Source organism: Nocardia sp. NPDC058499 (assembly GCF_042719915.1).
Classification (GTDB): domain Bacteria; phylum Actinomycetota; class Actinomycetes; order Mycobacteriales; family Mycobacteriaceae; genus Nocardia.
This window is the reverse complement of record NZ_JBHXMZ010000002.1, coordinates 878,553-905,008: the sequence shown is the minus strand read 5'-3', so window position 1 is coordinate 905,008 and position 26,456 is coordinate 878,553. Positions and strand designations below refer to the sequence as shown.

At 68.6% G+C, this 26,456-nt stretch carries 26 protein-coding genes; 10 read left to right on the top strand and 16 right to left on the bottom strand.

Features of this window, described 5'->3' with window-relative positions:
* Positions 1–96 precede the first annotated feature (96 nt).
* Together ACFWPH_RS09240 and glpX are read right to left on the bottom strand one after the other, a co-directional pair.
* Positions 97–723, bottom strand: a complete 627-nt coding sequence (locus ACFWPH_RS09240; protein WP_280419577.1) for an esterase — start codon at positions 721–723, stop codon at positions 97–99.
* 227 nt (positions 724–950) lie between these two features.
* A complete protein-coding gene (glpX, locus tag ACFWPH_RS09235) occupies positions 951–1,994 on the bottom strand; it encodes a class II fructose-bisphosphatase (RefSeq protein ID WP_378749086.1) in 1,044 nt (347 codons plus the stop codon).
* 132 nt (positions 1,995–2,126) lie between these two features.
* Between glpX and ACFWPH_RS09230 the strand changes: the two genes are divergently transcribed.
* Entirely contained in the window at positions 2,127–2,696 is a 570-nt protein-coding gene (locus ACFWPH_RS09230; protein WP_378749084.1) for a DUF4245 domain-containing protein, read from the top strand.
* Positions 2,697–2,699: 3 nt separating this feature from the next.
* On the opposite strand, the gene ACFWPH_RS09225 is transcribed toward ACFWPH_RS09230, so the two are convergent.
* The 3 genes from ACFWPH_RS09225 to ACFWPH_RS09215 are packed head-to-tail and all read right to left on the bottom strand — an operon-like array spanning position 2,700 to position 5,079.
* A complete protein-coding gene (locus ACFWPH_RS09225; RefSeq protein ID WP_378749487.1) occupies positions 2,700–2,939 on the bottom strand; it encodes an exodeoxyribonuclease VII small subunit in 240 nt (79 codons plus the stop codon).
* A complete protein-coding gene (gene xseA / locus ACFWPH_RS09220) occupies positions 2,936–4,291 on the bottom strand; it encodes an exodeoxyribonuclease VII large subunit (RefSeq protein WP_378749485.1) in 1,356 nt (451 codons plus the stop codon). The genes ACFWPH_RS09225 and xseA overlap by 4 nt, the downstream gene beginning before the upstream one ends.
* A 14-nt stretch (positions 4,292–4,305) precedes the next feature.
* Positions 4,306–5,079, bottom strand: coding sequence for a lipid droplet-associated protein (locus tag ACFWPH_RS09215; RefSeq protein ID WP_378749082.1), 774 nt, complete (start codon positions 5,077–5,079; stop codon positions 4,306–4,308).
* 248 nt (positions 5,080–5,327) lie between these two features.
* Here ACFWPH_RS09215 and ACFWPH_RS09210 point away from each other — a divergent pair, with 248 nt between their 5' ends.
* Positions 5,328–6,335 carry a 4-hydroxy-3-methylbut-2-enyl diphosphate reductase gene (locus tag ACFWPH_RS09210; protein WP_280461162.1) on the top strand — a complete coding sequence of 336 codons (1,008 nt, stop codon included), beginning with the start codon at positions 5,328–5,330 and terminating at the stop codon, positions 6,333–6,335.
* Between the two features lie 566 nt (positions 6,336–6,901).
* Here ACFWPH_RS09210 and ACFWPH_RS09205 read toward each other — a convergent pair.
* On the bottom strand, positions 6,902–7,903 hold the full coding sequence (locus ACFWPH_RS09205; protein WP_378749080.1) for a DUF6542 domain-containing protein: 1,002 nt from the start codon (positions 7,901–7,903) through the stop codon (positions 6,902–6,904).
* A 291-nt stretch (positions 7,904–8,194) separates the two neighbouring features.
* Here ACFWPH_RS09205 and ACFWPH_RS09200 point away from each other — a divergent pair, with 291 nt between their 5' ends.
* Together ACFWPH_RS09200 and ACFWPH_RS09195 are read left to right on the top strand one after the other, a co-directional pair.
* The gene (locus ACFWPH_RS09200) at positions 8,195–9,391 is read left to right on the top strand and encodes an exonuclease SbcCD subunit D (protein ID WP_378749078.1); all 1,197 of its coding nucleotides are present in this window, start codon (positions 8,195–8,197) and stop codon (positions 9,389–9,391) included.
* On the top strand, positions 9,388–13,029 hold the full coding sequence (locus ACFWPH_RS09195) for an AAA family ATPase (protein ID WP_378749076.1): 3,642 nt from the start codon (positions 9,388–9,390) through the stop codon (positions 13,027–13,029). The genes ACFWPH_RS09200 and ACFWPH_RS09195 overlap by 4 nt, the downstream gene beginning before the upstream one ends.
* Before the next feature lie 267 nt (positions 13,030–13,296).
* On the opposite strand, the gene ACFWPH_RS09190 is transcribed toward ACFWPH_RS09195, so the two are convergent.
* The 4 genes from ACFWPH_RS09190 to ACFWPH_RS09175 form a co-directional block, all read right to left on the bottom strand.
* Entirely contained in the window at positions 13,297–13,830 is a 534-nt protein-coding gene (locus ACFWPH_RS09190; protein ID WP_378749074.1) for a methylated-DNA--[protein]-cysteine S-methyltransferase, read from the bottom strand.
* Positions 13,830–15,422: an Ada metal-binding domain-containing protein gene (locus tag ACFWPH_RS09185; RefSeq protein ID WP_378749072.1), complete on the bottom strand. Its 1,593-nt coding sequence runs from the start codon at positions 15,420–15,422 to the stop codon at positions 13,830–13,832. The genes ACFWPH_RS09190 and ACFWPH_RS09185 overlap by 1 nt, the downstream gene beginning before the upstream one ends.
* A gap of 94 nt (positions 15,423–15,516) precedes the next feature.
* Positions 15,517–15,762 carry a YbdD/YjiX family protein gene (locus ACFWPH_RS09180; protein WP_378749070.1) on the bottom strand — a complete coding sequence of 82 codons (246 nt, stop codon included), beginning with the start codon at positions 15,760–15,762 and terminating at the stop codon, positions 15,517–15,519.
* On the bottom strand, positions 15,759–18,020 hold the full coding sequence (locus ACFWPH_RS09175) for a carbon starvation CstA family protein (RefSeq protein WP_378749068.1): 2,262 nt from the start codon (positions 18,018–18,020) through the stop codon (positions 15,759–15,761). Before ACFWPH_RS09175 ends, ACFWPH_RS09180 begins: the two co-directional genes overlap by 4 nt.
* Before the next feature lie 190 nt (positions 18,021–18,210).
* Here ACFWPH_RS09175 and ACFWPH_RS09170 point away from each other — a divergent pair, with 190 nt between their 5' ends.
* From ACFWPH_RS09170 to ACFWPH_RS09160, 3 genes are read left to right on the top strand one after another with little or no spacing between them, the layout of a single operon-like run.
* A complete protein-coding gene (locus ACFWPH_RS09170) occupies positions 18,211–18,732 on the top strand; it encodes a pyridoxamine 5'-phosphate oxidase family protein (RefSeq protein ID WP_378749066.1) in 522 nt (173 codons plus the stop codon).
* 44 nt (positions 18,733–18,776) lie between these two features.
* On the top strand, positions 18,777–19,001 hold the full coding sequence (locus tag ACFWPH_RS09165) for a hypothetical protein (protein ID WP_378749064.1): 225 nt from the start codon (positions 18,777–18,779) through the stop codon (positions 18,999–19,001).
* Positions 18,998–19,444 (top strand): PIN domain-containing protein, encoded by a 447-nt coding sequence (locus ACFWPH_RS09160; RefSeq protein WP_378749062.1) that lies wholly within the window; start codon positions 18,998–19,000, stop codon positions 19,442–19,444. The genes ACFWPH_RS09165 and ACFWPH_RS09160 overlap by 4 nt, the downstream gene beginning before the upstream one ends.
* A gap of 78 nt (positions 19,445–19,522) precedes the next feature.
* Here the strand turns inward: ACFWPH_RS09160 and ACFWPH_RS09155 are convergent, their stop codons facing one another.
* From ACFWPH_RS09155 to ACFWPH_RS09135, 5 genes are read right to left on the bottom strand one after another with little or no spacing between them, the layout of a single operon-like run.
* Complete coding sequence (locus ACFWPH_RS09155; protein WP_378749483.1) at positions 19,523–19,999, bottom strand: hypothetical protein; 477 nt, start codon at positions 19,997–19,999, stop codon at positions 19,523–19,525.
* Positions 20,000–20,028: 29 nt separating this feature from the next.
* Complete coding sequence (locus ACFWPH_RS09150) at positions 20,029–21,117, bottom strand: MerR family transcriptional regulator (protein WP_378749060.1); 1,089 nt, start codon at positions 21,115–21,117, stop codon at positions 20,029–20,031.
* 52 nt (positions 21,118–21,169) lie between these two features.
* On the bottom strand, positions 21,170–21,598 hold the full coding sequence (locus tag ACFWPH_RS09145) for an ester cyclase (protein ID WP_378749059.1): 429 nt from the start codon (positions 21,596–21,598) through the stop codon (positions 21,170–21,172).
* Between the two features lie 59 nt (positions 21,599–21,657).
* Positions 21,658–22,083: a VOC family protein gene (locus tag ACFWPH_RS09140; RefSeq protein WP_378749057.1), complete on the bottom strand. Its 426-nt coding sequence runs from the start codon at positions 22,081–22,083 to the stop codon at positions 21,658–21,660.
* A 4-nt stretch (positions 22,084–22,087) separates the two neighbouring features.
* Entirely contained in the window at positions 22,088–22,930 is an 843-nt protein-coding gene (locus ACFWPH_RS09135) for a helix-turn-helix domain-containing protein (RefSeq protein ID WP_378749055.1), read from the bottom strand.
* A 386-nt stretch (positions 22,931–23,316) separates the two neighbouring features.
* Between ACFWPH_RS09135 and ACFWPH_RS09130 the strand changes: the two genes are divergently transcribed.
* Both ACFWPH_RS09130 and ychF read left to right on the top strand, forming a co-directional pair.
* Complete coding sequence (locus tag ACFWPH_RS09130; RefSeq protein ID WP_378749053.1) at positions 23,317–24,078, top strand: oxygenase MpaB family protein; 762 nt, start codon at positions 23,317–23,319, stop codon at positions 24,076–24,078.
* Positions 24,075–25,154 carry a redox-regulated ATPase YchF gene (gene ychF, locus ACFWPH_RS09125; RefSeq protein WP_378749051.1) on the top strand — a complete coding sequence of 360 codons (1,080 nt, stop codon included), beginning with the start codon at positions 24,075–24,077 and terminating at the stop codon, positions 25,152–25,154. The genes ACFWPH_RS09130 and ychF overlap by 4 nt, the downstream gene beginning before the upstream one ends.
* A 556-nt stretch (positions 25,155–25,710) precedes the next feature.
* Here the strand turns inward: ychF and ACFWPH_RS09120 are convergent.
* Complete coding sequence (locus tag ACFWPH_RS09120; RefSeq protein WP_378749049.1) at positions 25,711–25,899, bottom strand: helix-turn-helix domain-containing protein; 189 nt, start codon at positions 25,897–25,899, stop codon at positions 25,711–25,713.
* A 154-nt stretch (positions 25,900–26,053) separates the two neighbouring features.
* Here ACFWPH_RS09120 and ACFWPH_RS09115 point away from each other — a divergent pair, with 154 nt between their 5' ends.
* Positions 26,054–26,224, top strand: a complete 171-nt coding sequence (locus tag ACFWPH_RS09115) for a hypothetical protein (RefSeq protein WP_378749047.1) — start codon at positions 26,054–26,056, stop codon at positions 26,222–26,224.
* The last annotated feature ends 232 nt before the right edge of the window (positions 26,225–26,456 follow it).

Genomic DNA, 26,456 nt, shown 5'->3' with positions numbered 1-26,456 from the left:
AATTCTGTGCGGAGTGTGCCGCGGCAACGGTTTTCGGCCGGCTTTCCGCGGACAGCAGCAGGGGCGCCCGCCGCGGCGAGCGCCCCTGCGCCGAAATCAATTCTGGGTGACGGTGGTGGAGCGGTCGGAGGAGTTCCAGGTGATGGTGCCGCCCTCGAACTCGCTCATCTTGCCCTCCGGGGCATCCTGCTCGTCCGAGGTCGGGAACCCGAGCTCGCCCTCGGCGCCGCCGTTGGCTTCCCACGCTTCCCGGATATCGCCCCACACGATGTGGGCGCCGGTGTCCTCACTGAAGAAGATGGTGCCGCCGACGAAGTTCTGGTAGCGGCCACCGTCACCGGCGACCTGCTCCTCGCCTTCGGGCATACCGAGTGTGCCGGCCGGGCCGCCCGCCTCGTTGTATTTCTGATAGATGCTGCCGGACACCGTGACCTCGGTGCCGTCCGGTGTCTGCACCGTGGTTTCGCCGGCGTCGGCGTTGGGGTCCTGGTCCGGGGTGGGCGAGCCCTCGGCGCCGGTGGTTTCGGTGGGCGACCCCTCCGCGCCCGGCGACCCGGGCGGGGTGTTGCCCTCACCGGTGTTCTCGCCGGGCATCACCTGCGAGGTGAGCGAACCGACAGTGTCCGACACCGAGGTGTCGTCGTCGCCGCAGCCCGCAACCAGCAGGCCCGCGGCCGCGAGCGCAATGGTGAATCCTGCTGAACGTCGAGCGAAGTGGTGCATGTCCATCCTCTCGCGACAGGCCGGCGTGATTCGCGGCCGCGGCCGCGTGGCTCATCACTCCGGCTCATTGAGGTGGCTACGCGACGGCTACCCAGCGCGAGATCCGTGGCGCCACCACCTTCGGTGGTCACGGGGATCGTACCTGTAATCGACAGGCGCAGGATCGTATGCCCGATATTTGCTGTAGCGGGTGTGCCGACGCGCGAATCACGCGCCGGCACCCGCCGTCACGGCAGGGGCGGATTGGCGTGTTCGTCGCCGTGGAAATCGACCGAGGAATACTCGCGGAGCTTGGTGAGCCGGTGATAGGCGTCGACCATCCGGACGGTGCCCGATTTCGACCGCATGACGATCGACTGGGTGGAGGCGCCACCACCGTAGTAGCGGACGCCGCGCAGGAGGTCGCCGTCGGTGACACCGGTGGCGCAGAAGAACACGTTGTCACCGGACACCAGGTCCTCGGTGACCAGCACGCGGTCCAGATCGAGTCCGGCGTCGATGGCTTTCTGGCGTTCGTCGTCGTCCTTCGGTGCGAGCTTGCCCTGCAGCACGCCACCCATACAGCGCATGGCGGCGGCGGCGATGATTCCTTCGGGGGTGCCACCGATGCCGACGAGGATATCGGTGCCGGAATCGGGACGGGCGGCGGCGATCGCCCCGGCGACGTCACCGTCGGAGATCAGCCGGATCCGGGCGCCCGCGTCGCGCACCTCCTGGATCAGATCGGCGTGCCGGGGACGATCCAGGATGCAGACGGTGATATCGGACACCGACGCGCTCTTGGCCTTGGCGACCTTGCGGATGTTCTCCGCCATCGGCGCCGAGATATCGATCACATCGGCCGCATCGGGGCCCACGGCGATCTTGTGCATATAGAACACGGCCGACGGATCGAACATGGCGCCGCGTTCGGCCACCGCGAGTACCGAAATGGCGCCCGGCGAACCCTTCGACATCAGGGTGGTGCCGTCGATCGGGTCGACCGCGAAGTCGACTTCGGGCCCGGTGCCGTCGCCCACGTTCTCCCCGTTGTAGAGCATGGGCGCCTCGTCCTTCTCGCCCTCACCGATCACCACGACACCGCTCATCGACACCGAGCTGACCAGCTGCCGCATCGCATCCACGGCCGCCCCGTCGCCGCCTTCCTTATCGCCGCGGCCCACCCAGCGGCCCGCCGCCATCGCACCGGCCTCGGTGACACGGACGAGTTCGAGCGCGAGGTTGCGGTCGGGCGCCTCGCGGCGGCTCGAAGGGGTCGCGGATGCCGTCATAGCGGGTGCCTCCTTGGCGTCGGAACTTCGGGGTAATTGTCGCATTGACCCGTTCCATGGAAATGATCAGCTGGTACGGCAGTACCGGGGGCGGGGCAGGGTGGTGCCTCTACCACGGTGGATACTGGGTGCGTGCCGAACAAGAAGCCACGCATCATGAACGACTACCGGGATCTCGTCTGGTCGCTGATCCCGTTGGTGCTGATCGCCGTGGTGTTCGCCGGGCTCACCAGCCAATGCAGTTTCGCGGCGAACGGCCCGACACAGGGAACGATCCCGAGTTTCGACGCCGCCGCGGCCCTGCGCTCCGATGCGCAGAACCTCCGGTTCCCGGTGCGGGAACCGGCGCTGCCGGAGAACTGGAAACCGAATTCGGGCAGTCGTGACACCATCCCGGCCGCCGGGGGCGGCACGGTGAGCACGATCGGCTACATCACCGGTGCCGGGACCTACATGGAACTGAACCAGAGCGATGCCACCGAAGAGGTGCTGGTGGATCACGTGGTGGGCACCCGATACGCCACCGGCACCCACGAAACGGGCGGACAGAAATGGGTGGCGTACGACGAGCCGGACGCCGAACCCGCATGGGTCGCCGACTTCGGGGACAGCCGGGCACTGATCCGGGGCGCCGGCGATACCGCAGCCTTCGAGACGCTGGCCGCGGCGGTGGCGGCTGCGCAGCCGCTGCCGTCCCGGTAACGGCTATTCCCGCTCGGACTCGGCGAGCGCCTGCTCGACCCGCTGGCGGGCGCCGGCCAGATGCTCCTCGCAGCGGTTGGCCAGGGCCTCGCCCCGTTCCCACAGGGCCAGGGCATCGTCGAGGTCCATACCGCCCTGTTCCAGCATCTTCACCACATTGACCAGTTCGTCACGGGCGCGTTCGTAGCCGAAACCGGCGATCTCGGCCAGCTCGTCGGTGGCGCTGGTATCGGGCACGGTCAGGTCCTCTCGGTGTTGTGCGGTTCGGCTGTATCGGTTGCGGGTGGCTCGGCGCCGCGCCGGGTCGGGGCGCGGCCCTCGCCGAGCGGGATCGTGCCCAGGCCCGCGGCGGAGATCGCGCCGTCACCGACCCGGATGCGTAGCTGACTACCCGCGGGCGCGTCCTCGATACTGCGCACCACATGGCGTTCGGGGCCCGCCACTCGCTGCACGACAGCGTAGCCGCGGGCCAGGGTCGCGGCCGGTCCGACAGCGGTCAGCTGGCGCCGCAGATGGCCGGCGGTGGTGGATTCGGTGCGGAGCAGATCCGTGACCGTGCGGCGGGCGGCGGTGCGCAGGCGTTCGACCTCGTCGTGGCGATGGCCGAGTTCGCGCAGCGGGTCGGCCAGAACGGGCCGCGAACGCAGTTGTGCCAGCGCGGCGGCCTCCCGCTGAACCCAGCCGCGCAGGGCGGCGGCGGAGCGGGAACGCAGCTCACGGACCAGCGCGGTTTCGGCCGCGGCATCGGGGACGACACGTTTGGCGGCATCGGTCGGGGTGGCGGCGCGCAGATCGGCGACCAGGTCCGACAGCGGGGAATCGGGTTCGTGACCGATCGCGCTGACGATCGGCGTGGTCGCGGCGACGATCGCGCGGCACAGGGTCTCGTCGGAGAAGGGCAGCAGATCCTCGACACTGCCGCCGCCGCGCGCCAGCACAATCACCTCGACCGCGGGATCACGGTCGAGTTCGGCGAGCGCGTCCAGAATCTGCGATACCGCGGACGGCCCCTGGACAGCGGTATTGCGTACCTCGAACCGCACCGCGGGCCAGCGGCCGCGGGCCACGGTCAGCACATCGTGTTCGGCCGCGCTACCGCGGCCGGTGATCAGACCGACGGTCGCGGGCAGGAACGGGAGAGGTCGTTTGATGCGCTCGTCGAACAACCCTTCCGCGGCCAGCAGCGCCTTGAGCCGTTCGATCCGGGCCAGCAGTTCACCGACCCCCACCGGGCGGATCTCGGTGACCCGCAGCGACAGGGTGCCGCGACCGGTGAAGAACGACAGTTTGCCGTACACCACCACCCGGCTGCCCTCCTGCAGCGGGACGGGGGCGTCGCGCAGCAGCGCCGGATCGCAGGTGACCGACAGCGACATATCGGCGGCGGGGTCGCGCAGGACGAGAAACGCGGTGCGGGTACCGGGCCGCAGATTGATCTGGGTCAGCTGTCCCTCGACCCAGATACTGCCGAGCCGGTCGATCCACTGGGCGACCTTCATCGACACCGAACGCACCGGCCACGGCTGTTCGGCGGAATTGGCGGGGGCGGGCGGCTGCCCGGACCGGCCGGAACCGGCCCGGCCGGCCGCGGACACCGAATCGGCTCCCGTCACTGGGCTCGCACGGTGGCGATCCGGTTGGTCAGCATGGTGACGAATGCCGCCCGGTCCCGGGTGCGCTGCTCGTAGTCCAGCAACGCGACCAGGTCGGCAACGGTCAGGGTGCGCAGCCGGCCGCGCAGCTGGGCGAGGGTCATATTCGGGTAGTCGTAGCGGGCGCCGACCTCCGGAAGTTCGGGCTCGGCGTTATCCGCCGGCTCCGAGTCGTTCTTCGCCTCGGCTCGGGCGGTATCGCCTGCTTCCGGCTCCGGGGCACTCGTGGCCTCCGGGGCAGGCGCTGTCCCGGGCTCCGCGACAGCGGTGCCGGTTTCCGGGGCGGGCTCCGTCGCGACCCGCTTCTCCCACTCTTCGGTCTCGAAGGTGGTGGCCTCGGGTACCGCGCTCCCGTTCTGCATCGCACGCAGACCGGCCAGAGTTTCCTGCAGCGCCAGTTCCACCTCCGCCGGATCGGAATCGAACCGGTCGAATCCGCTGTCACGCGCCGGCGCGGCCCCACCGGGCCGGCGGACCGGCAGGTCGTCGTCCTCGTCGAAGGTGGCCCATTCCGGCTGCTCCTCCGGACGGTTGACGATCCGGTCGAACACCGAATCACCTTTGATCGCGAGACTGGTGACGAACTGCTGGGCGTGCATACCCGCTTGCAGCAGCTGGCTCACGGCGGTGACGGGGAACTTGACCGCCGCGGAAGGCAGCCGTCGCGTCTCCTCCAGGACATAGACGGCGGCTCCGGCGGCGACACGGGCCAGGAACGGTGGTCGAAACATGGTACTAGCCTGCCCGATATCGCATGCTCCGCAAAAGAGGGTGTGCACACTCGGCCAGGCGCGGGACGCCGCCGGCGCCGGACGGATCGGTCCGCGGCCCGCCCGGCCACCGTACCGGCTGCCGTGGCGTATCTCCCACCGCAGGTCAGGGCCGTGCGGTGGCCACCCGCGGGCGCGGCGGCAGCGGGGCAGGTGTGCCACTGCGCACGGACGCAGCAGGGGCTCGGGTGCGCACGTATCCTGTCGGCATGTCCTCGGCCATACCGTTGAATGTCGGAATCACTCGCTCGGCAGGCGCCGCCACCGTCACCGCCGAGGGGAAACGAGTGCTGCTCGCCGAACCGCGCGGCTACTGCGCGGGCGTGGACCGCGCGGTGGAGACCGTGGAGAAAGCCCTGGAGAAACACGGCGCGCCCATCTACGTCCGCAAGGAGATCGTGCACAACCGCCATGTGGTGGAAACCCTGCGCGAACGGGGCGTGATCTTCGTCGACACCACCGACGAGGTGCCCGAGGGTGAACTCGTCGTGTTCTCCGCCCACGGTGTCTCCCCGGCCGTCCACACCACCGCCGCCGAACGCAACCTGCGCACCATCGACGCGACCTGCCCCCTGGTGACCAAGGTCCATCAAGAAGCCAAACGATTCGCCCGCGACGACTACGACATCCTGCTGATCGGCCATGAAGGCCACGAAGAAGTGGAAGGCACCGCCGGCGAGGCACCCGACCACGTGCAACTGGTCGACGGACCCGACGCGGTCGCCGGGGTGCGGGTACGCGACGAATCCAAGGTGATCTGGCTGTCGCAGACCACGCTCAGCGTGGACGAGACCATGGAAACCGTGTCCCGGCTGCGCGAGAAGTTCCCGGCGCTGCAGGATCCGCCCAGCGACGATATCTGCTACGCCACGCAGAACCGGCAGGTCGCGGTAAAGGCGATGGCGCCGGAATGCGATCTGGTGATCGTCGTCGGATCCCGGAACTCGTCGAACTCGGTACGCCTGGTGGAAGTGGCGCTGGGCGCCGGTGCGAAGGCGTCATATCTGGTGGACTACGCACGCGAGGTCGATCCGGCCTGGCTGGAAGGCGTGCAGACGGTCGGAATCACCTCCGGAGCCTCCGTCCCGGAGATCCTCGTGCGTGGGGTGCTGGACATGCTGGCCGAACACGGCTTCGGTGAAGTGCAGCCGGTGACCACCGCCAACGAGACCCTGGTCTTCGCGCTGCCGCGAGAGCTGCGCGCCGCCCGGCGCTGACCCACCGCACCGCACCTGCCGTCCGGTCATCGGGCCGGGCAGGTTCGCCGCCATCGGCGCCTGCCTGCCGATGGGCGGCGGGATCGGCGGTTTCGATTACGCCGGATCCGGTAGCCGGAAAGATTACGCCGATATGCGGCCGCGGCACGAAGGCCCCGGATGAGCACGTATCCGGGGCACTCCGCTGAGGCTGCCGGACGGCGGCCGCGAGGATACGGAGTTCTGCCCCGCCGGGGCGCCGCCCGGTATCGATCAGTGTCCGGTGTGCGGTTGAACGGTGCGTAAGCAGCTACCCGCGGAACGCGGAAGTGAGGCATCCAGCGAGTGATCGGGCCCCTAAGTGTCCGCGATCGGAAGTCGCATCGGTGGCCCCATCGGGATGGGTGCTGGGTGCGCGTGGTGCGGTGCCTCTGCTGGTACCCGCACAGCAACGGTGCCGGGCGCTGCGGCAGCTGTGGGCCCGCCGCGGGGCCGATACGCCGGTATCGGCCTGCCACGGGGCAGCACTGAGGTGACGGCTGTGGTTCAGCAGCGATAGTGGGTGCCGGGCTGTTCACCCGGCCTGTTCACATCCGTTCCGGGCGCCGGCGTTCCGGGATGGGCTCGCGATCGCGGAACCGGGCGACCTGCGGCTGGCGCGGTGGTTCGCCGCCACCGCGCCGGGGGCGTGCTCGGGCCGGCTCCTCCGGCATCGGGGCGCCGGTGCGCGGGGGACGGTGCGGACGCACCTCCCGGCCCCGCGGCTGGGCCTCCCGGGCGCGCGGTGCGGCCGCTCGCGCCGGTTGTTCGGCCGCCGGCCGGCCGCGACCGCGCCGCGGGGGTTCGGGGGCGGATTCGCGGGTGTAATCCGGCTCGGGGTTCTCCGGACGCTTCGGCCGGGATTTCGCTTTGGCCTTCGTACTCGTCTTCGACCGTGCGGCCAGAGTTTCGGCGCGGGTCGGTTTACCGCCGCGTGCCGGTTTTCCCTCGCCTGCCACCGGACGTTTGGACTGTCCACGCGCGGGGCGTTTCGCGGTATCGCGGCGCGGCCGGTCCTGCGTGCGGCTCCGCGGCTCCGCGCGGCTCGTGCGCCGTTCGCGCCGCCCCCAGCTGGTGCCGCGCCGTGCCTCGACGGTTTCCCGGGCCGATTTCTCCGACCGGTACTGCGCGATCCGGATCGCGGCCACCAGCAACACCAGCACGGTGGCCAGCATCATGGGCGGGAAGCGGTGAACCAGCGGGATGGCCAGGTTCAGCAGGATGTCCTTGAGCGAGGAGGTACTGCTTCCGGTGAGCTGGCGGTAGGCGATCGGGACCGCGATGAACAGCAGTAACGGCGGTAACACCATCGTCGTGAACAAGCCGCGGAACCGCACGACCGCCACGGCCGCCAGGCAGCCGACGATATAGAAGGCGCTGAAGGTGCCGGTGAGGTCCGGGACATCGCCGAGGGCATCGATGAGGAAGCCCACGAATGTGCACGCCGCCGCGATGAGCACCGCGGCATATGCCGGTACGCCCGGCACCGTCGGCAGTAACGAACGTTGCGGCGCGGGCACCCGGGAATTCACTCGTTGGGAAGCAGCCACGTAATGAACACTATCGCCCGGATGGGTCGGCCGCGTTACGGCACGGCGGGTCCGGCGCCACGATTGTGCGGAAACGGTGCTCGGCGGGCGTATTCATGACTGTCCAGTCCCGTAGGTGGTGCCCGCCACGATGGCTCATTCGAGACACAGGCCGGACTGGGACATCCCACCCGGCGTGCGCTACGGCCGGATCGGCGGGCGGAGAACGACGTCGGCGTGTTGCCGGTGTGGCGGCACCGGGAAACGGATTCGCGTTGAAAGGTGTCGGTGGGTTGCCCTAAGTTCGCGGTCATGCGAATCCTGCATACGTCGGACTGGCATATCGGGCGCACCTTCCACGGCGTGGACCTGCTGGCCGACCAGGAGCGGGTCCTGGAGGCGATAGCCGGGCTCGTCGCCGCGGAGGGGGTGGACACCGTTGTGCTGCCGGGCGACGTCTACGACCGGTCGATCCCCAGTGCCGACGCTATCGCGGTGTGCAACAGGGGTTTCGAGGCGATTCGTGCTGCCGGGGCACGGATAGTGGCCACCTCGGGCAACCACGATTCCCCCACCAGGCTCGGGGCCGGCGCCAGTTTCGCCGCGGCCGGTGGGCTGTATCTGCGCACCACCGTGGCCGATTCGCACCGGCCGATCCTGCTGTCCGATTCGTACGGTGAGGTCGCGTTCTACGGGATCCCCTACCTGGAGCCGGAGATATGCCGGGCCGAACTCGGGGTGCCGCAGGCCCGCTCCCACGCCGAGGTGCTCGCGGCCGTGCTGACCCGTATCCGCGCCGATATCGCGGAGCGCCCGGGAGTCCGGGCGGTACTGCTGGCGCACGCCTTCGTGGTCGGCGGGATGGCCGGTGGTTCGGAACGTTCCATCTCGGTGGGCGGGGTGGAGACGGTACCGCTGCAGCTGTTCACCGAACTCGCCGCCGACTATGTGGCCCTGGGACACCTGCATTCCCCGCAGACACTGGCCGACTCGGTGCGCTATTCGGGATCGCCGCTGCCGTACTCGTTCGGCGAGAGCTCGCATCGGAAGAAGGTGTGGCTGGTCGATCTCGACGCCGGGGGCCCCGCCCGGGTGCGGGAACACGAACTGCCGCAGGTGCGCGGTCTGAGCAAACTCACCGGAACCCTGGAGGAACTGCTCGCCGATTCCGCCTGGGAACCGGCCGAACAGCACTACGTGTCGGTAACCCTCACGGATTACGCCCGGCCGGTGGATGCCATGCGGAAACTACGGGAGCGGTTTCCGCACGCCGTGCATGTGGAATGGGAGCGGCCACAGGCGAGCACGGCACTGAAATACCGGGAGCGGGTGCGCGGCCGCGACGATACGGATATCGCCCGCACCTTTCTCGGTGATGTCCGCGGCGAACCCAGCGAAACCGAGATGCAGTGGCTGGCCCGGGCGATGGCCGCCGCGGTACGCGAACCCGAATCCGGCGGGGGCGCCATCACGGAACCGGCGGCCGCCGGAACGGAACTCACGGCATGAGATTGCACCGGCTGGAGATGACGGCGTTCGGACCGTTCGCCGACCCCACGACGATCGATTTCGACGAACTCGGCGCGGACGGGCTGTTCCTGCTACACGGCCGCACCGGAGCGGGAAAGACCACGATCCTCGACGCCATCGCCTACGCGCTCTACGGCCGGGTCCCGGGCGCCCGCGGGGACAAACGCCTGCATTCCGATCACGCGCCCGCACATATCCGGCCGGAGGTGAACCTCGAGGCGACCCTGGGCGGGCGGCGGGTCCGGATCATCCGCAGCCCGGAATTCGAACGGCCCAAACTGCGCGGCAGCGGAACCCGGGTGGAGAACGCCAAGGCCACTCTTGCCTGGCTGGACGGTCGCGGTACGAATCTGTCGCGGATCAACGAGATCGGCGACGAGATCATCCGGCTGCTCGGAATGAGCGCCGACCAGTTCTTCCAGGTCGTCCTGCTACCGCAGGGAGATTTCGCCCGCTTCCTGCGCGCCGAGAACGAGGACCGGGAACGGCTGCTGGAGAAGTTGTTCGATACCGGCCGCTTCGGCACGGCCGAACAGTGGCTCGCCGCGCAGCGCAAGAACTCCGGTGAACAGATCGGGGCGCAGCAGCGCAATGTCGAGGATCTGATCACCCGGGTCGCGGTGACCGCCGGTATCGACCGGACCGAACGAATCGATATCCTCGACGCGGTCGAATGGTCGCAGGATCTGCTGACCACCGCCCGCGGCGACCTGGAAAGGGCGCAACGCGAATTGGCGCTGCGCCGGGAGGAATCGGCGGACGCCGACGAACAGGCCGAAAGCGAACGGCGGGCGGCCGAACGGCGCCGGCGTTTCACGCTCGCCCGGCAGCAACTCGACGACTATGCGGCCGGCGCCCGGCAGCGCGAAGCCGACCGCGCCGAACTGGAACGAGCCCGGCGCGCCGAGCCGGTGGCCGCCGCGCTGGCAGAGGCCGAGTCGGCGGTGGAATCCGCGCGGGGTCGCGATGCGGAAGCCGAAGAGGCGGCTCGGCGATTGGCGCGACTTGCCGAGGAGCCCGAAAGCCTGGATGTTCCGGGTATTCACCTGGTGCGGCCAGGGGCGCATATCGATCGGTCCGCTGGGCGCCGACCGGACGAAGCCGCAACGGCGCCGGGTGCGACAGGCGATTCCCGTGACGGCACCGCGACCGGCGGTACTGCGCGGTCCGCTGCGGAAACCCCGGACGAGGACCTCACGCTGGATACCGCGATCCGCGGGTGGAGCGCACATCTGGGCAAACTCGAGGAAATCCGGTCCGCCGCCGCGGACGCCGAGAAGCTGCGGAACGAACTCGGCCAACTACACGAATCCGGTACGCGGCTGCGTGACCGGGCGGCCGGACTCACCGCCCGCCGGGCACAGCTGCCGGAGATCCTCGCGGCCGCCCAGGCCCGCGCGCGGGAGGCAGACGACGCGAAGGCGGCACTGCCCGGGCTGCGGTCCGAACACCAGCGGTTGCAGCAGGCGGCCACTGCCGCGGTCGAACTGGCCGGGGCGCGAACCAGGCTCGATCGGGCGCGTGTCGATTCCGACGCCGCACGGGCGGGACATCTGGAAGCCCGCGAGCGGGTGCTGGACCTGCGTGCGCAGCGTCTGGCCGGGATGGCGGCGGAACTGGCCGGCCATCTCGTCGACGGGCAGGCCTGCGCCGTCTGCGGATCGGCCGACCATCCACAGCCCGCGCGTCCCGGAACGCTCTCGGTCTCCGAAGAGGACGAAGCGGCGGCCGTCGCGGCCGAACAGGCCGCTCACCTCACCTCGGAGCGCGCGCAGAGCGCGATGGCCGAGGTGGAACGCGAGATCGAAGCATTCATCGCCCGCGGCGGGGATGCCGATCGCGGGGAGCTCGCCGCCGCCTTGGACCGGGCGACCGACCGCAGTGGTGACGCGGAAGAACTGGCCGCCACGGCCGACGAATGTGCCGCCGAGATCACGCGCCTGCGCGCGGAGGAGAACCGGCTGCACGACGCCCTCCGCGAGACCGAAACACAGGCCGGTGCGGTGACCGAGCAGATCCGGTCCGGACAGCACCGGCTCACCGAAATCGAGCGCAGGCTGCGCACAGCGGCCGGTCGCGACATTACGATCGGCCGCCGCCGCGAACGTCTGTACGCGCTGATCGCCGCCGCCGGGGACCGGCGCGAAACCCTGGCGGCCGCCCGGGCCGCATGGGAAAGAGTGGCAGGTGGCGTGGCGCGCCTCGAAAAGCTCGCGGCCGCAGCAGGGCTCGATTCTTCTACGAGTGCGGTCGATCACGCGAATCGTCCGGGTCTTGCCTCGGATGACCGTGGGGCACGGGTGCGCGCCACCGGCGGCTCGGCGCCGGCCTACGTATCGGACGAAGCCGGAGTCCCGGAAGCGGCCGATGTACCAGGCGGGTCCGGTTTCGCTGGGCCGGCCGAGTCGTCGACGAGCAGGTCCGGTCCGGCGGGTACCGGCTACGGACCGGCTGCGGCCGGTGTCTCGGCGGCGTCGGTCGGTGCGGGGGATGTCGCGGGGGCTGTCGGCGGGCCGGAAGTAGCGGGTGTCTCGGCGGCGTCGGTCGATGCGGGGGAAACCGGTGTCGCGGGGGCTCTCGGCGGATCGGAAGTGGAGGGTGCCGCGGAGGCGGTCGGTGAAACGAAGGGGGCCGGTGTCGCGGCGGCGGCAGGTGAACTGCGAGTGGCGGGCGTCGCAGGGGCGGCCGGTGGTCCAGCGGCGGGGGAGAGGCCGGCAGCGGTCGCTACACCTGCGGCACTGCTGGCCGTGTTGCGCTGGTACGCGCCTTTGGTCGCCGCCGCGACGCGAACCCGGGAACGGCAGGAAACCCTCCGTGCGACCCTTGCCGCCGCAGAAGAGTTGCGGGCGGCCGCGCAGGCCGTGGTCGACGAGCCGGAGATCCGGGCCGCGGCTGCCACCGAGCCCCGTGACCAGGACGGACTCGCGGAAGCGGTACACAAGGCGCGGCAAGTGCTGGACGAGGCGGTGGCCGTGCACGGGGCCGCCGTGCAGCGGGTGACCCGGCTGGAAACGCTGTGCGGACAGTTGTGGGCGGCCGTGGATCTCATCACCCCGGCCCAGCGGGCGCACAGGGAGTTGGCGGAACTGGCCGAGGTGGTCGCCGGCCGTGGCGAGAACAACCGCCGGATGTCGCTGCGGTCCTATGTGCTCGCCGCCCGGTTGGAAGAGGTGGCGGTGGCGGGGTCGGCCCGGTTGCGCCGTATGTCGGGTGGGCGGTTCGAATTCGTGCACACCGACCGTGCCGGTACGCACGGCCGGCGCGGTGGCCTGGGGCTGGACATCCACGACGACTACACCGGTGCCGTCCGGCCCGCCCGCACACTCTCCGGCGGCGAGACATTCATGGCTTCGCTGTCGTTGGCGCTGGGTCTGGCCGATACCGTTGCCGCGGAGGCGGGCGGGATCATCCTGGACACCCTGTTCATCGACGAAGGTTTCGGCAGCCTGGACGCCGATACTCTGGACGCGGTGATGGGCGTGCTCGACGAGTTGCGTGACGGCGGCCGGGTAGTGGGCCTGGTGAGCCATGTCGACGAGATGCGCCAGCGCATTCCCAGCCGCCTGCACGTGATCCGCGGAGCCGATGGTTCCCGGGTGCAGACCACCGTCGTCTGATCGGCCACGGACCCAGGTCCGAATTGTGCTCGCAAGTCGATGGGCCGCCCTCGGCTGCCCGGACGGTCCTCGAGAGGCCGGTATCTCCGAAAGAACCGCCGTGCGCCTCGACCGGGCACGCCTTCCCCGGTCGAGGCAGTGATATCGGTAGCCACGGGTTGTTGAAGACCGTGGCCTCGGGCTACGTGATTTCGCGAACGGACGCGGTGCGGCGCCTCCGTTCGGCGACCGGCAGACAGTGTGCCGAGATCGAGCCGTCCTGCGTCGTCAGTTGACTGACTCGTGGTCGAGCAGCCAGCGCTTGGCGGGCAGCCCCCACCGGAATCCGCCCAGGGTTCCGTCGGTGCGCAGGATCCGGTGGCACGGTACGAAGAGTGCGGCGGCGTTGCGGGCGCAGGCGCCGGCGGCGGCACGGGTGGCGGCCGGACGGCCGGCGCGGGCGGCGAAAGCTGTGTAGGAGATCGGGTTTCCGGCGGGTACCGTGCGCAGCACCTCCCAGGCGTGGGCGAGGAATTCGCCGGACTGCTGCCGTACCGGGACGGTATCGATGGCGGTGAGGTCGCCGTGGTGATAGGCGGTGACTGCCGCGGTCACCGAGCCGAGTTCGGTGCGGGCGCGCAGATCGTCCGGCCGCAGGGTGGGGTGGACGAGAGTACGCAGGTCCTCCGGTGCCGCGGTCCAGCCGGCCGCCAGTACCGCCCCGTCTGTCGCGACGATGGTGGTGAACGGGCCGAGTGGGGTGTCGACGGTCGCGAAATCGGCTGTGCCGGTACGAGTGGGGGAGACGGTGGGAGCGGACATCACGAGATACTCACTTTCGCTTCGGAATCGGCGTTTTGCGCGGCGGCGCCGGTTGCGGCGCGGGCACGCAGTTCGGATCGCCACAGTTGCATGGACAGGTAGGAGCGCCAGGGGGACCAGCGCGTGGTGTCGGACAGGTCGATCCCGTGCCGGGTGGCGCCGCGTCGGACCACGAGATCGGTGGTGAGCAGGATGTCGGGATCGGCGAGTAACCGCATGGTCACGTAGTCGGCGGTCCATGGGCCGACGCCGGGGAGTGCCAGCAGATCGCGGCGCAGGTCGGCGGCCGTCCGGCCCTGGTGCAGGACCAGCTCGCCGCTCGCCAGTGCGGCCGCGGCGGCCGTGATCGACCGGATGCGCTGGGCGGGGCCGGCCAGCACTTCCGCGCCGTTCTCGGCGATCGCGGCGGAGGTGGGGAAGAGCCGCGGTATCGGCCCGTCGGTGGGTTCGCCGAGCGCGGCGACCAGGCGGGCGGTATGAGTGTTCGCGGCCGCCACCGAGATCTGCTGCCCGATCATGGTGCGTAACAACAACTCCGCAGGGTCCGCGCAGCCGGGTACCCGGAGGCCCGGGGTGAACGGCGCGATTCCCCCGGGCAGCTGCCCGGCGTGCAGGAGTGCTTCGTCGATGGCGACCGGATCGGCGTCCAGATCCAGTAGATGCCGGATCCGGGCCACCGTGGGCGCGAGATCGCGCATATCGCGCAACGCCAGTTCCGCGCGGACATGGCCCGGCAGCACACTGAGCCGTATCCCCGCGTATCCGTGCGGTGTGCGGAGGTTGCGCAGGTAGGTGCCTTCGCCGGCCGGCCCGGTCTGCCACAGTTCCAGCCCGGGGGTCGTATGGGCCGACAGGAACCATTCGAGCCAATCCCGGTCGAGTGGTTCGCGGTAGGGCAGGCGCAGGGTGAGGGTGCCGCAGGCGATGGGGGCCGCCGGGTCGGTGGCCCACGCCCCCTCCTTGCCGTTCTGCCGCGGTGATTCGGAGCGACTCCGCCGCTGTGATTCGGTGCGAATCCGCCGCTGTGCCTCCACACGCATAGTGCTGGGGCTCACCGCGAAGACCTCGCGCACGGTGTCGTTGAACTGGCGGATGCTCGCGAAACCCGCGGCGAAGGCGATATCGGACATCGGCATATCCGTGGTCTGGATGAGCAGCCGCGCCGTATGCGCCCGGTGGGCCCGGGCCAGCGCGAGCGGGCCGGCGCCGAGTTCGCTGGTGAGGACCCGGGTGAGCTGGCGCTGTGAATAGCCGAGGGTCGCGGCCAGCGCCGAGACCCCGCCGCGTTCCACCACTCCGTCGCCGATGAGTCGCATGGCCCGGGCGGCGAGATCTGCCCGGGTGTTCCACAGTGGCGATCCCGGCGCGGCATCGGGCAGGCAACGCCGGCACGCCCGGTAGCCGGCCTGCTGCGCGGCGGCCGCGGTCGGTAGGAAGGTCACGTTGGCGGGTTTGGGGGTGATCGCCGGGCAGGACGGGCGGCAGTAGATCCCGGTGGTGCGGACGGCGGTGTAGAACTGCCCGTCGAACCGGGAGTCGCGCGCGGTGACGGCGCGGTAGCAGCGCTCGAAATCCAGGACAGTGATGCTCACCCGGTTCACGATGTCAGGTCACGCGGGTCATGGCTAGCGGAAAACGGACATCGCAGCGGACGAGTCGCCGAGGTGCCGCGGGGCCGCTTTCCGGTCAGCAGCAGCGGGCGCCCGGGTTCCGTTCCGCGTCGGCATACCGTTCACGCCAGTACGCGCTTTTGTCGGCGATCGGCTTGCCCGGGTGGACCCGGCGCATATGGGCAACGTATCGCTGGTAATCCTGTCCGCCGACGACGGAGTCCAAGTACCAGCCGACCGTCCGCACCGCCCGGGCCACCGCGGCGGCCCCCGCACGCCACGGTGTGTGGCGTGCGGGGGCGTCCAGGTGGCGGCGGATCAACTGCGTACCTCCGTGTGGGCCGCGCCCGGCACCGCGACCTCACCCTTGGCGATCAGCTCGTCCCACTCCTGCTGCACTTCCTTCTCTGCGCGGGTCGGGAGGAAACCGCTGGGCGCGAAGATCTTCGACGGCTCCTCCGGCGATTCCGTGGTGGACGTCCCACCGGACTTCCAGGCCCGGTAGCACACCCACGCGCCGGCCAGCACCACGATCAGCACCAGTACCGCGAAGATGATCGACAGCGCACCCTGGATGAACGTATTGCGGATCACCGCGTCCACATCGCCGGGGGTTTTGGCGGTCAGGCAGAGTTCGCCGGCGTCGCGGGCGGCCCGGCAGATGCTGTTCTGCTTCCAGTAGCCCACCTTCGGGTCGGCGGAGAAGATCTTCTGCCAGGAGGCGGTCATGGTGACGATCAGGTCCCAGGCCAGTGCGATACCGGGGATCCACGCCCATTTCGTCAGGCCCTTCTTCACCAGGATCGTCAGCACCACCACCAGTGCGATCGCCGCCAGCAGCTGGTTGGCGATACCGAACAGCGGGAACAGGGCGTTGATACCGCCCAGCGGGTCGGTGACGCCCATCAGCAGGATCGAACCCCAGGCGGCCACCACGATCGCCGAGCACAGCCAGGCGCCGACTCGCCAGGACGGGTCGGAGAACTTGCGGGCGGGGCCGCGCAGATTACCGAGCGAATCCGAGAGCATGAACCGTGCCACGCGGGTGCCCGCGTCGATCGTGGTGAGGATGAACAGCGCCTCGAACATGATCGCGAAGTGGTACCAGAAGGATTTCATACCGGCGCCGCCGAGGAATCCCGCGAATACTTCCGAGATACCGATCGCGAGGGTCGGGGCGCCGCCGGTCCGGGAGATCACCGATTCCTCGCCGACATCCACCGCGGCCTGGTCGAGAGCGGCACCGCTGGTCGGCGGCCCCGACAGGCCCAGGCTGTTCGTGTAGGCGGCGGCGCTTTCCGCTGTTCCGCCGGTCGCGCCGGCGGGAGCGTTCATCGCGAAATACAGGTGCTGGTCGATGATCGAGGCCGTGATGATGGCCATCACCGCCACGAACGACTCCATCAGCATGCCGCCGTAGCCGATCATCTTGGCGTGCGATTCCTTCTCCAGCAGCTTCGGCGTCGTACCCGACGACACCAGTGCGTGGAATCCGGACAGTGCACCGCAGGCGATGGTGATGAACAGGAACGGGAACAGGCTGCCCGCGAACGCCGGGCCGGTGCCCGAGGTGGCGAATTCCGAGATCGCGGGTGCTTTCAGCACGGGCAGGGTGATCAGGATGCCGACGGCCAGCAGCCCGATGGTGCCGATCTTCATGAAGGTCGACAGATAGTCGCGCGGCGCCAGCAGCAACCACACCGGCAGCACCGAGGCCACGAAACCGTAGGCGATCAGCATCCAGGAGATGGTGACCGGGGAGAAGGTGAACCAGCCTGCCCAGGTCTCGTTCTCGTTGACCCACCCGCCCGCGACGATCGCCAGGATCAGCAGCACGAAACCGATCGCCGAGATCTCACCGACCGCGCCCGGCCGCAGATAGCGCAGATAAATACCCATGAACAGGGCGATGGGGATGGTCATCGCGATGGAGAAGACACCCCACGGGCTTTCCGCGAGCGCATTCACCACCACCAGCGCGAGTACCGCCAGCAGGATCATCATGATCACCAGCACGCCGATGATCGCCGCCGCTCCGCCGATCGAGCCGAGCTCGTCGCGCGCCATCTGGCCGAGACTGCGACCGCGCCGCTTCATCGACACCCACAGCACCAGATAGTCCTGGACGGCGCCGGCGAAGACGACACCGACGATGATCCAGATCGTCCCCGGCAGGTACCCCATCTGCGCCGCCAGCACCGGCCCGACCAGCGGACCCGCACCCGCGATGGCCGCGAAATGGTGCCCGAACAGCACCCGCCGGTCCATCGGCATGAAGTCTTTGCCGTTGTCCATGATCTCGGCGGGCGTCGCGACGTCGTCGCGGGGTTTGACCACCCTGTATTCGATCAGCCGCGCGTAGAACCGGTAGGCGATGATGTAGGTACAGACCGCGGCGATCACGATCCATACGGCGTTGACCGACTCACCGCGCGCGATCGCGAGGATCGTCCAGGCCACCGCCCCGAGCACCCCGATGGCCGCGAAGATCGCCTTCTTCGCGGGGGTGATCGGGGAGCGGTCGACCACGCCGACCGGTGGCCGGTCAGGGTCGGTCTTGAGGTATTCGATTGTCCCCATCGGGCAACTCCTGTACAGCGAGCGGACATGCCTGTCACATGAAGTTAACCGATGGGTACCGGACGGTCGGACGATTGCGCCGAACGGTCGCTGTGGCGCGCCGAGCGGACAACGCCCGGTTCCCGCACCGACGCCGAAGTGAGCAATTTCGGTCAACCGTGGCGAGTCCGGACGCGCTTACGGTGGGGCAATGCGCGAAACTCCGGAAGAACTCACCGCATTGCAGGCCCTGCTCGACTCGTCCCTCGCGGGCTCCACAACCCATCTGCGCTCGATCATCGCCGCCGACCGCACCTTGACCGCGGAGCAGCTCACCGCGGTCCTCACCGGTATGCGCACATTGGCCCTGTCCACTGTGACCGCCAAAGGGGAACCGCGGATCAGCGGTGTCGACGGGCACTTCCTGCACGGCAGGTGGTACTTCGGCACCGCGCGCAACGCCGCCAAAGCTCGCCACCTCGCCGCCCGCCCGGGCGCCAGTGTCGCGCATATGGACGGTGAGGACCTGGGCGTGTTCACGCACGGCACCACGGAGGTCCTGAACCCGGCGAGCGGCGAGCCGGATGCCGAGTGGCCCGAACTGCTCGCGTACGTCAGGGACCTCTACGGTGACGACGCCTTCGACTGGAACGCCGAAGTCGTCTTCTACCGCCTGCGCCCGCACTGGATGACCGTCTACGCCCCCGACTACACCAAGCTCACCGCGCCGTGATCGAAGCCGCGATGTCGTGATATCTAACTTGGTATCGTCGGAGTATGGCCTGGACGATGCGGCTGCCGGACGACGAAGAGCGTGCGCTCAATGCGCAAGCCGAGGCCGAAGGTCGTGCCAAACACGAGATCACCCGCGATGCGGTGCGCGCCTATCTGTTGCGTCACCGCCGGTGGGACACGGCTTTGCTGACCGACGACGAAACCTTCGATCTCGGCGGTCCGATCAGCAAAGCGGATATCCATGACGCCATGAACAAGCCGGCGTGATCGCCGTAGCCGATATCTCCGGTCTGCTCGCTCTGTTCAACCGTTCGGATCCCGATCATTTCGCAGCGCGCCGGGCCGCCGACGCAGCGAGTGCGATAGTGGTCAGCCCGCTCGCGCTGACCGAGGTGCACCATGTGGCGAGTATCCGAGCCGATCGCCGGGCCGCGGACAGTATCGTGCGATCGGTGGCCGATCGGGTGGCGTCGAGTCGTATCGTCCTTCCCGAAGTCGATGCGTGGACCATTCGCACAGCGGTCGAGGTCCGTGCCCGCTACTCCACGATGAACCTCGATCTGGTCGATGCCATGTGCGTCTGCTTGGCGGATGCATTCGATACCGATGCGGTACTCACCCTCGACCGTCGTGACTTTCGCGCACTGCGGCCACTGACGCGATATGCAGTGTTCCGGCTCCTGCCCGACGACTTCGATCAGGTGCGCTGACCGTCGGCCACAGCCTCGCCTGTTTTGTCCAGCCGGGACCGCGCCCTCGCCTGGAGAGGTGTGTCGGAGCCGAACTGTTCAGGACTGCGGCCCCGGAGCGCTCGGGCGGGGTTCGGTGGATCGCTGCCTGATCGCCGCCGCGACTTCGTCCAGTGCCGTGCGGATCATCTCTCCGTAGGCGTCGTCAGGGAGGGCGTTCAGATGTGCCCGGGCGGCGGTGAGTTGCTCGGTGGCCGCGTCCCACGACCCCAGCCGCCGGTAGTTGTCGGCAAGGTTGAGGTGCAGTGAGGGGTAGAAGCCCGCCACCTGCAGGCTTGCGTGGTACTGCTGGACGCGATCGTCGCTGAGGGCGTCGGCGGCGTCGAGTGCCCGGATATCCCAGGCCAAAGCCCGGGCGGGGTCGTCGTAGAGGTCGGCCAGATAGTGGGCGAGACTGCAGCGGTGCAGGGGGTCGCCGGCGGTTCCGAGCTCGGACCAGATCTCGAGCAGACGGGTGCGGGCGGTTTCGGTAGCACCGGTTCGGCCGAGCGTGACGGCCTCGGTGATGGCGTTCATGGTGGTATCGGCGGACAACTGGTCGGTGGTCAATTCGGGATTCCGTTCTCTGTGTCGACAACTGTGGGGTCGGCAGGCATGGCCAGGGTGGTGAGGTCGCCGTTGTCCGCGGACCGGACGACCATCGGGTGCCGCGGGCCGCCGATATCGAGGCGCACATCGGGTCCGATGGCGGTCCCGACGGCCGGATGCAGGATGGTGAAACCGAAGACGAGGTCGGTGGACGGGCCGGTGACCAGCGCGGAAACTCGAGTTCCGAGTGTCGCCGCGGTATCCGAGACCGCCAGCGAGCCGGGCGAGACCGTGAGCCGGAGATAGCGCGCCCGCTGCTGTTCCAGCGCGTGCATCAGTTCGTGTTTCGATACCACCGCATGGGTCTGTGCCGCAGGTAGCGAGGCCAGCAGCGCGCGGTGGTCGGGGAAAGGGTCGGTCAGCGTCCGGCAGGTGCGCACGACCCCGTCCGCGGAACGGAACCGGATGCTGTGCTCTCCGGCCTCGAGTTCCACCAGATGGGCCCGGCGGATCTCCTGCAACGCCGCGCTCAGATCGATGCCGTCCACGGTCGCCGACCATTCGGCCGAACCGGCCGGCTCGGGTACGACCGTGCGGGTGGACAACCGGTACCGGTCGGTGGCGGTGAGGGTCAGCGATTCGGGGGTCGACTCGAGCCGGACACCTGCCAATACCGGCAGATCGGGGTCGGTGCCGGTGGCTGCGAGGATCTGCTCGACCGCCGCCGCGAGTACCGGTCCGCGCACCGTCGCCACCGGCCATCCGGCGGGTTCGCCCAGCGCGGCCTTCACGCTCTCCGCGGTCCGCCGCGCCTGTTGGGTGCGCTCGACCAGCCGCGCCATATGGTCGTCGATCAACCGGGCCGCATCGTGGGCGTCGGCGGCGAGCACCCCGGCTATACCGTCCAGCGGCATATCGATTTCCCGCAACCGGCGGATGGTCACCGCCCGGGCCACCTGCTCGGGGGCGTAGTAGCGGTAGCCGGTGCTCTCGTCGACCCCGGCCGGCGCGAGCAGGCCGGAGTCGTCGTAGAACCGCAGCGCGCTGGCGGTGATACCGCAGGAGCGGGCGAACGCGCCGATGGTGATCAGGTCGGATTCGGGCACTCGCCCATCATCGGGCTTCGAGCAAGTTGAAGGTCAAGACGGGATGCGCCGATTATCCCAGCGCATCCAGCTGCTGCATCAGTGACAGATCGGCGCCGTGTGGCCAGTATTCGGCGAGCCGGTCGTCCGCGACGCGGAACAGGTCCATACCGGGGTAGCGCACTCGGGTGCCGGCCGCGGCCCGGATACCGGCAATTCCTCCGATATATCGTCCGGCGAACTCCCATCGGGCCGCGATCCAATCGCCATCCACGATCGGGCCGGTGAGCAGCGTGACCGAGACGTCGTCGAACATGCTGTAGGTCTGCTGGACCCGGGCCGCGATGGCTTTCGGGCCCACCGGATCCTCGCCACTACCCCAGTGGCCCACCGCGTCCGGCGCGAAGATCTCCTCGGCGATCGCCGGCATCGTCTCGGGATCGGAATTCCACAGTTCGGGCAGCCACTTGCGGTAGAGAGTGCGCATCGCGTCGTTGTCCATCGGCAGGATCTCCCCTTGGTATATGTCTGGACGAAGTCGTAACGGCACGTCGCGGCCGGTCACTGGCCCCGGTAGGTGCCGAAGCTCCAGTAGTTGCCCTCCGGGTCGGCGACGGTGAACCCGCGCGACCCGTAATCTTCGTCCTTCATTCCCCTGATCGTCTCCGCGCCCGCGGCGGTGGCGCGTTCGTAGAGGCCGTCCGGGTCGCTGCACACGACGTACACGGACTCCGTGCCCGGTGTGCGCCGCTCCGGCAGGCCACCGCCCTTCTCCGCGGTGCCGAACATGATCCCGCCGCCCTCGGGCCAGCGCAGTTCGGCGTGTTCGACGACCGACGGATCGTCGTCGCGCGCATACATCGCGGTCAGTTCGAATCCGAAGGCCTTGACCAGGAAGTCGGCGGTGGCGCGAGCATCCCGGAATGCCAGGCACGGCCAGACGGTCGGCGCGGGTGTGGTTGTCGTTGTTCTCTCTGGTGCTGTCATGGTTTCAGCCTGGCTCGCCGGCGAGCTCCGGGTCTTGGACGGATGGAATCTCCTCGGCCAGCCACTGGGTCGGGCTGCAACCGGCCAGGCGCGCGAACTCGCGGTTGAGATGCGGTTGGTCGTAGTACCCGCAGGTGGCGGCCACCTGCGCGATCGAAACGAACGACGGGGTGTTCAGCAGCATCTGCTTGGCCCGCTCGAATCGTGCGATCCGCCCTGCCACTTTCGGACTCAACCCGAACTCGCTGCTGAATCGCTTGGTGAGGTATTGCCGGCTCCACCCGATACGTTCGGCGAGCGGTTCCACACCCACCGTCCCGTGCGACCGCGCGACCGCACGCCATGCCCAGGACAGCTCCGGGCCGACGGTCCGTTCCGTGACAAGCATCCGGGTGAGCACCCGATCACATGCCGCGAACCGCTGTGGCCAGCCGGAATGCTCCTGGAGTTCCTCCCACAGTTGCCGCCCGGGTGCACCGATCAGATCGGCGAATTCGATCGACGTACTCCACAGTTCCGCCGCGGGCAGCCCGAACAGCGCTCGGCAGCCCATCGGGGTGAGCTTCACGGCGACGCCCTCCTGGGTGCCGTCGTGGGCGATCATCGCCGGAGTGTCCTGGAGGCCGCCGAGCACGCAGCGGTAGTTGTCGGGGGACTGGCGGGCGTCGGTCTGGCTGATCACATCGATCGCGGGCCCGATGGCCACGATGAACGTCATATGCCGGGACGGCAGCCCGCGATGCAGGCCCGCGTCGAACCCGGTCATCCGGTAGCCGATATATCCGTCGATGAACGCGGCCAGCGCCGGGGCCGGGTGGGCCGTCACCACCTCAGAGGTCGGCTCCATGAATGCCACGCTACGCGGGTTGCGAGCGTATCGCCGCCGGTTCCGCAGTGGGTCCGGCGATTGCGCCGACGCCGATGGGAGTGAAGGTGACCGGTCAGCCGTCGATCGGGTGGGCGCCGATTGTTCGCGCGGGTAGTGAAGTGCGGAGTCCGGCGGGGCTCGTGCAGCACGAGAGTTTCGTCGAACCGCCGTCCGAAATCAGGCGGGATCATCATCCCGGGCGCGTGCTGGTCGGCAGTGCGTTGATGTACTCGCGTGGAGGTTGCCGACGGGCGTGGGCGGCTGAGTATTCAGCCGCCCGGCCGCGCGGTGTGACATGATGAGAGAGTATTGCTTGCTTACTCTCAGGTTCCGTTTCGTGGAACTTCGCAAGAGGGGAATGCCGAATGCAGACTTCGGACCCGGCCGATCACGGCTCACTTCTCCGCAGCTACCTGCCCGACCGCCGCTTCCTGCTGACCCTGCCGCGGGCGGTCACCCTGCAGATCCTTCATCCCGCTATTACCGCCTCGTACGGCGAGCATGTGCACACCGGTGTGTGGGCGCACAAACAGCGCACGGTCGACCGGATGATCGGGCTGGCGTGCAAGGGTCACCCCGACCCGGCCCGCGTCATCCGCTACGCCCACGAACACGTGAAGGGTCGCGACCACACCGGTAACCGCTACCACGCCCTCACGCCCGAACTGTTCCATTTCCAGCACGCCACCTACGTCGAAACCCTCGTCACCGCCATCGACACCTACGTCCGCCCGGTCGATTCCGACTCCCGCGAACAGCTCTATCAAGAGTGCTGCGACTGGTACCGCATCTACGGCATCTCCACCCGGGCCGTACCCGGCAGCTGGCCCGAGTTCAGCGAATACTTCGCCGAAGCCCTCGCCACCGAACTCCGGTACACCGAAGCCGCCGCCCGCCTCGCCGAACAGTCCCTGAACCCGCCGTGGTGGGCCTTCGGCTTCATCCCCGGTTTCGCCGCCCGCGCTGTCCAGCACGAACGCGCCGTCGAACTCCTCGGTCTCACCGAACAGCCCGGTGACCGCCTGAAGTTCGCCGCCTTCTCCGCGAGCCTGCGCGCCGGCGCCCGCGTCCACGGACGGCCGACCGCCGACCCGGCCGCTGTCCCGCGTAGACTCCAGTCCTCGTGAGTCTCACCCTCGGAATCGTCGGCCTGCCCAACGTCGGAAAATCGACGCTGTTCAACGCGCTGACCCGCAACGACGTGCTCGCCGCGAACTATCCCTTCGCGACCATCGAGCCCAACGTCGGCGTGGTTCCGCTGCCCGACCCCCGCCTGGACGAACTCGCGAAAATCTTCGGCTCCGCCCGCATCATGCCCGCCACGGTGTCCTTCGTGGATATCGCCGGCATCGTGAAGGGTGCCTCCGAGGGTGCCGGCCTGGGCAATAAATTCCTCGCCAACATCCGCGAAGCCGACGCCATCTGCCAGGTGGTCCGCGTCTTCGCCGACGACGATGTGGTGCACGTGGACGGCGAGGTGAACCCGGCCTCCGATATCGAGGTCATCGAAACCGAGCTCATCCTCGCCGATCTGCAGACTCTCGAGAAGGCGGTCGTGCGTCTCGAGAAGGAAGCCAAGGTCAAGAAGGATCGCAAGCCCTACGCGGACGCTGCGAAGCAGGCGCAGGAAATCCTCAACAGTGGCCGGACTCTGTTCCATGCCGCGAAAGAGATCGATGGGGAACTCCTGAAGGAACTGTCGCTGCTCACCACCAAGCCGTTCCTCTACGTCTTCAACGCCGACGAATCGGTGCTGAGCGACGAAGCCAAGGTTGCGGAGCTGAAAGCGTCTGTGGCTCCGGCTGATTCGGTGTTCCTGGACGCCAAGGTCGAATCCGAACTCCTCGAACTCGACGACGAATCCGCCGCCGAACTCCTGGAATCCATCGGCCAGACCGAACCCGGGCTGCACGCCCTGGCCCGCGCCGGCTTCCACACCCTCGGGTTGCAGACCTACCTCACCGCCGGCCCGAAAGAAGCCCGCGCGTGGACCATCCACCAGGGCGATACCGCCCCGAAGGCGGCCGGTGTCATCCACACCGATTTCGAACGCGGTTTCATCAAGGCCGAAGTGGTGGCATTCGACGACCTGGTCGAGGCGGGGTCCATGGCGGCGGCGAAGGCGGCGGGCAAGGTCCGGATGGAAGGCAAGGACTACGTCATGACCGACGGCGACGTAGTCGAATTCCGGTTCAATGTGTAGAAGACCAGGTCAGAGCCGATTCTGATCGTGCGACCCAGAGTGGTTGAACTCTGGTTGGGACCGATGCGCGATGAGGTGTCGGCTGGGGTTAGGCCGCCAGGCTGACGGGCTCCACGCCGTGCGCTCACACATCTCTACGCCTGCTGCAGCGGCTTCGCCGGTCAAGAAGCGGTAGCCGAACTCGGGTCGTCGCGATGGGCATCCAGCAGGGCATCGGCTCGATAGGCCTCGGTCAGCTCGGCTGCAGCGCTCCCTGGGCGCCGCAGATCACGCGCCACCTACCCGCGTATCAGTCCCCCTGTCCGCACATGAGTCCCCGCACGAGACAGGCTCGCCGTGTGGGGGCCATGTCGCGTTCACCGAGCATGAGCCGCAATTATCCGTTGAGGACGTAAGCCCATTCGTACCCCTCGTGGGTCTCGAGGGCGGGCTGATCCGGGCCGCGGCTTCCGTGGAGGATGAAACTTGTAGGCCTTGATACCGCCGGGGCGCGGTGTCAACGGCAGGACCGTGTGCCTTCCCTTGCCATGGGATAGAGCGTAGGTAAACACGTGGGTCACCGGTTGGCTGGAGCATCGACCAGCTCGTCGAGCGTGACGCCGTGCGCTCTGGCCAGCGGTAGTAGCTGGTCCAAGGTCGGCCGCCGAGAGCCGGACTCCAGCCGGGACAGCGTGCTGATGGAGATGCCGGTAGCGGTCGCTACCTCGGCCAGCGTGGTCTCACGTTCTCGGCGCAGGTTGCGCAACCGGGGCCGACGGCGTCGAGGCCCTCGCCCTTCTCGGTGTTCATGGCGGACAGTTTGCCAGAGCGGCAAAAATTTTTGCGATGAGCTGTGCTGCCGTTGCAGTGTGGCACCTGAAGGGCGCTCGTTTCGGGCGTCAACCGGAACAGGAGGATCTATGTCTACTGAGGACTCTGGACACCCGGATGTGCCGGTGGAGTACGCGACCTGGCGGAAAAACCGTTGGGAGGAGGTTGCCGGCCCGGGCGGCAAGGCGGGCGCAGTCCAGCTGGCCATGGTCTCGCATCCCGAACCGGGGGTGCCGGGCTTGCCCGTCGATGGGAGGTGAGTGCCTCGGGGGCATTGACCGTCACCGTCACCGCCGCAGACGGAGCGTCGATCGGCGGTCGGCCGGTGCCGGTACCGAGTTGCCCGTGGCGATGTACTTCGGTTTCCAGGACGGTCTCATCGACCACATCGAGGAGTACGCGAACATGACGCCGCCCAACGAAGGCAGCGCGAGCTGATCCAACGCTGCGGAATCTTCGGCACCTGAGCACGACCGTCACCCAGGTGCCGAA

Coding starts and splice junctions, on each gene's coding strand:
- ACFWPH_RS09240 (WP_280419577.1), bottom strand. CDS start 723: ATGCACCACTTCGCTCGACGTTCAGCAGGATTCACCATTGCGCTCGCG.
- glpX (WP_378749086.1), bottom strand. CDS start 1,994: ATGACGGCATCCGCGACCCCTTCGAGCCGCCGCGAGGCGCCCGACCGC.
- ACFWPH_RS09215 (WP_378749082.1), bottom strand. CDS start 5,079: ATGTTTCGACCACCGTTCCTGGCCCGTGTCGCCGCCGGAGCCGCCGTC.
- ACFWPH_RS09210 (WP_280461162.1), top strand. CDS start 5,328: ATGTCCTCGGCCATACCGTTGAATGTCGGAATCACTCGCTCGGCAGGC.
- ACFWPH_RS09200 (WP_378749078.1), top strand. CDS start 8,195: ATGCGAATCCTGCATACGTCGGACTGGCATATCGGGCGCACCTTCCAC.
- ACFWPH_RS09195 (WP_378749076.1), top strand. CDS start 9,388: ATGAGATTGCACCGGCTGGAGATGACGGCGTTCGGACCGTTCGCCGAC.
- ACFWPH_RS09190 (WP_378749074.1), bottom strand. CDS start 13,830: ATGTCCGCTCCCACCGTCTCCCCCACTCGTACCGGCACAGCCGATTTC.
- ACFWPH_RS09175 (WP_378749068.1), bottom strand. CDS start 18,020: ATGGGGACAATCGAATACCTCAAGACCGACCCTGACCGGCCACCGGTC.
- ACFWPH_RS09170 (WP_378749066.1), top strand. CDS start 18,211: ATGCGCGAAACTCCGGAAGAACTCACCGCATTGCAGGCCCTGCTCGAC.
- ACFWPH_RS09165 (WP_378749064.1), top strand. CDS start 18,777: ATGGCCTGGACGATGCGGCTGCCGGACGACGAAGAGCGTGCGCTCAAT.
- ACFWPH_RS09155 (WP_378749483.1), bottom strand. CDS start 19,999: ATGAACGCCATCACCGAGGCCGTCACGCTCGGCCGAACCGGTGCTACC.
- ACFWPH_RS09145 (WP_378749059.1), bottom strand. CDS start 21,598: ATGGACAACGACGCGATGCGCACTCTCTACCGCAAGTGGCTGCCCGAA.
- ACFWPH_RS09140 (WP_378749057.1), bottom strand. CDS start 22,083: ATGACAGCACCAGAGAGAACAACGACAACCACACCCGCGCCGACCGTC.
- ACFWPH_RS09135 (WP_378749055.1), bottom strand. CDS start 22,930: ATGGAGCCGACCTCTGAGGTGGTGACGGCCCACCCGGCCCCGGCGCTG.
- ACFWPH_RS09130 (WP_378749053.1), top strand. CDS start 23,317: ATGCAGACTTCGGACCCGGCCGATCACGGCTCACTTCTCCGCAGCTAC.
- ACFWPH_RS09115 (WP_378749047.1), top strand. CDS start 26,054: ATGTCTACTGAGGACTCTGGACACCCGGATGTGCCGGTGGAGTACGCG.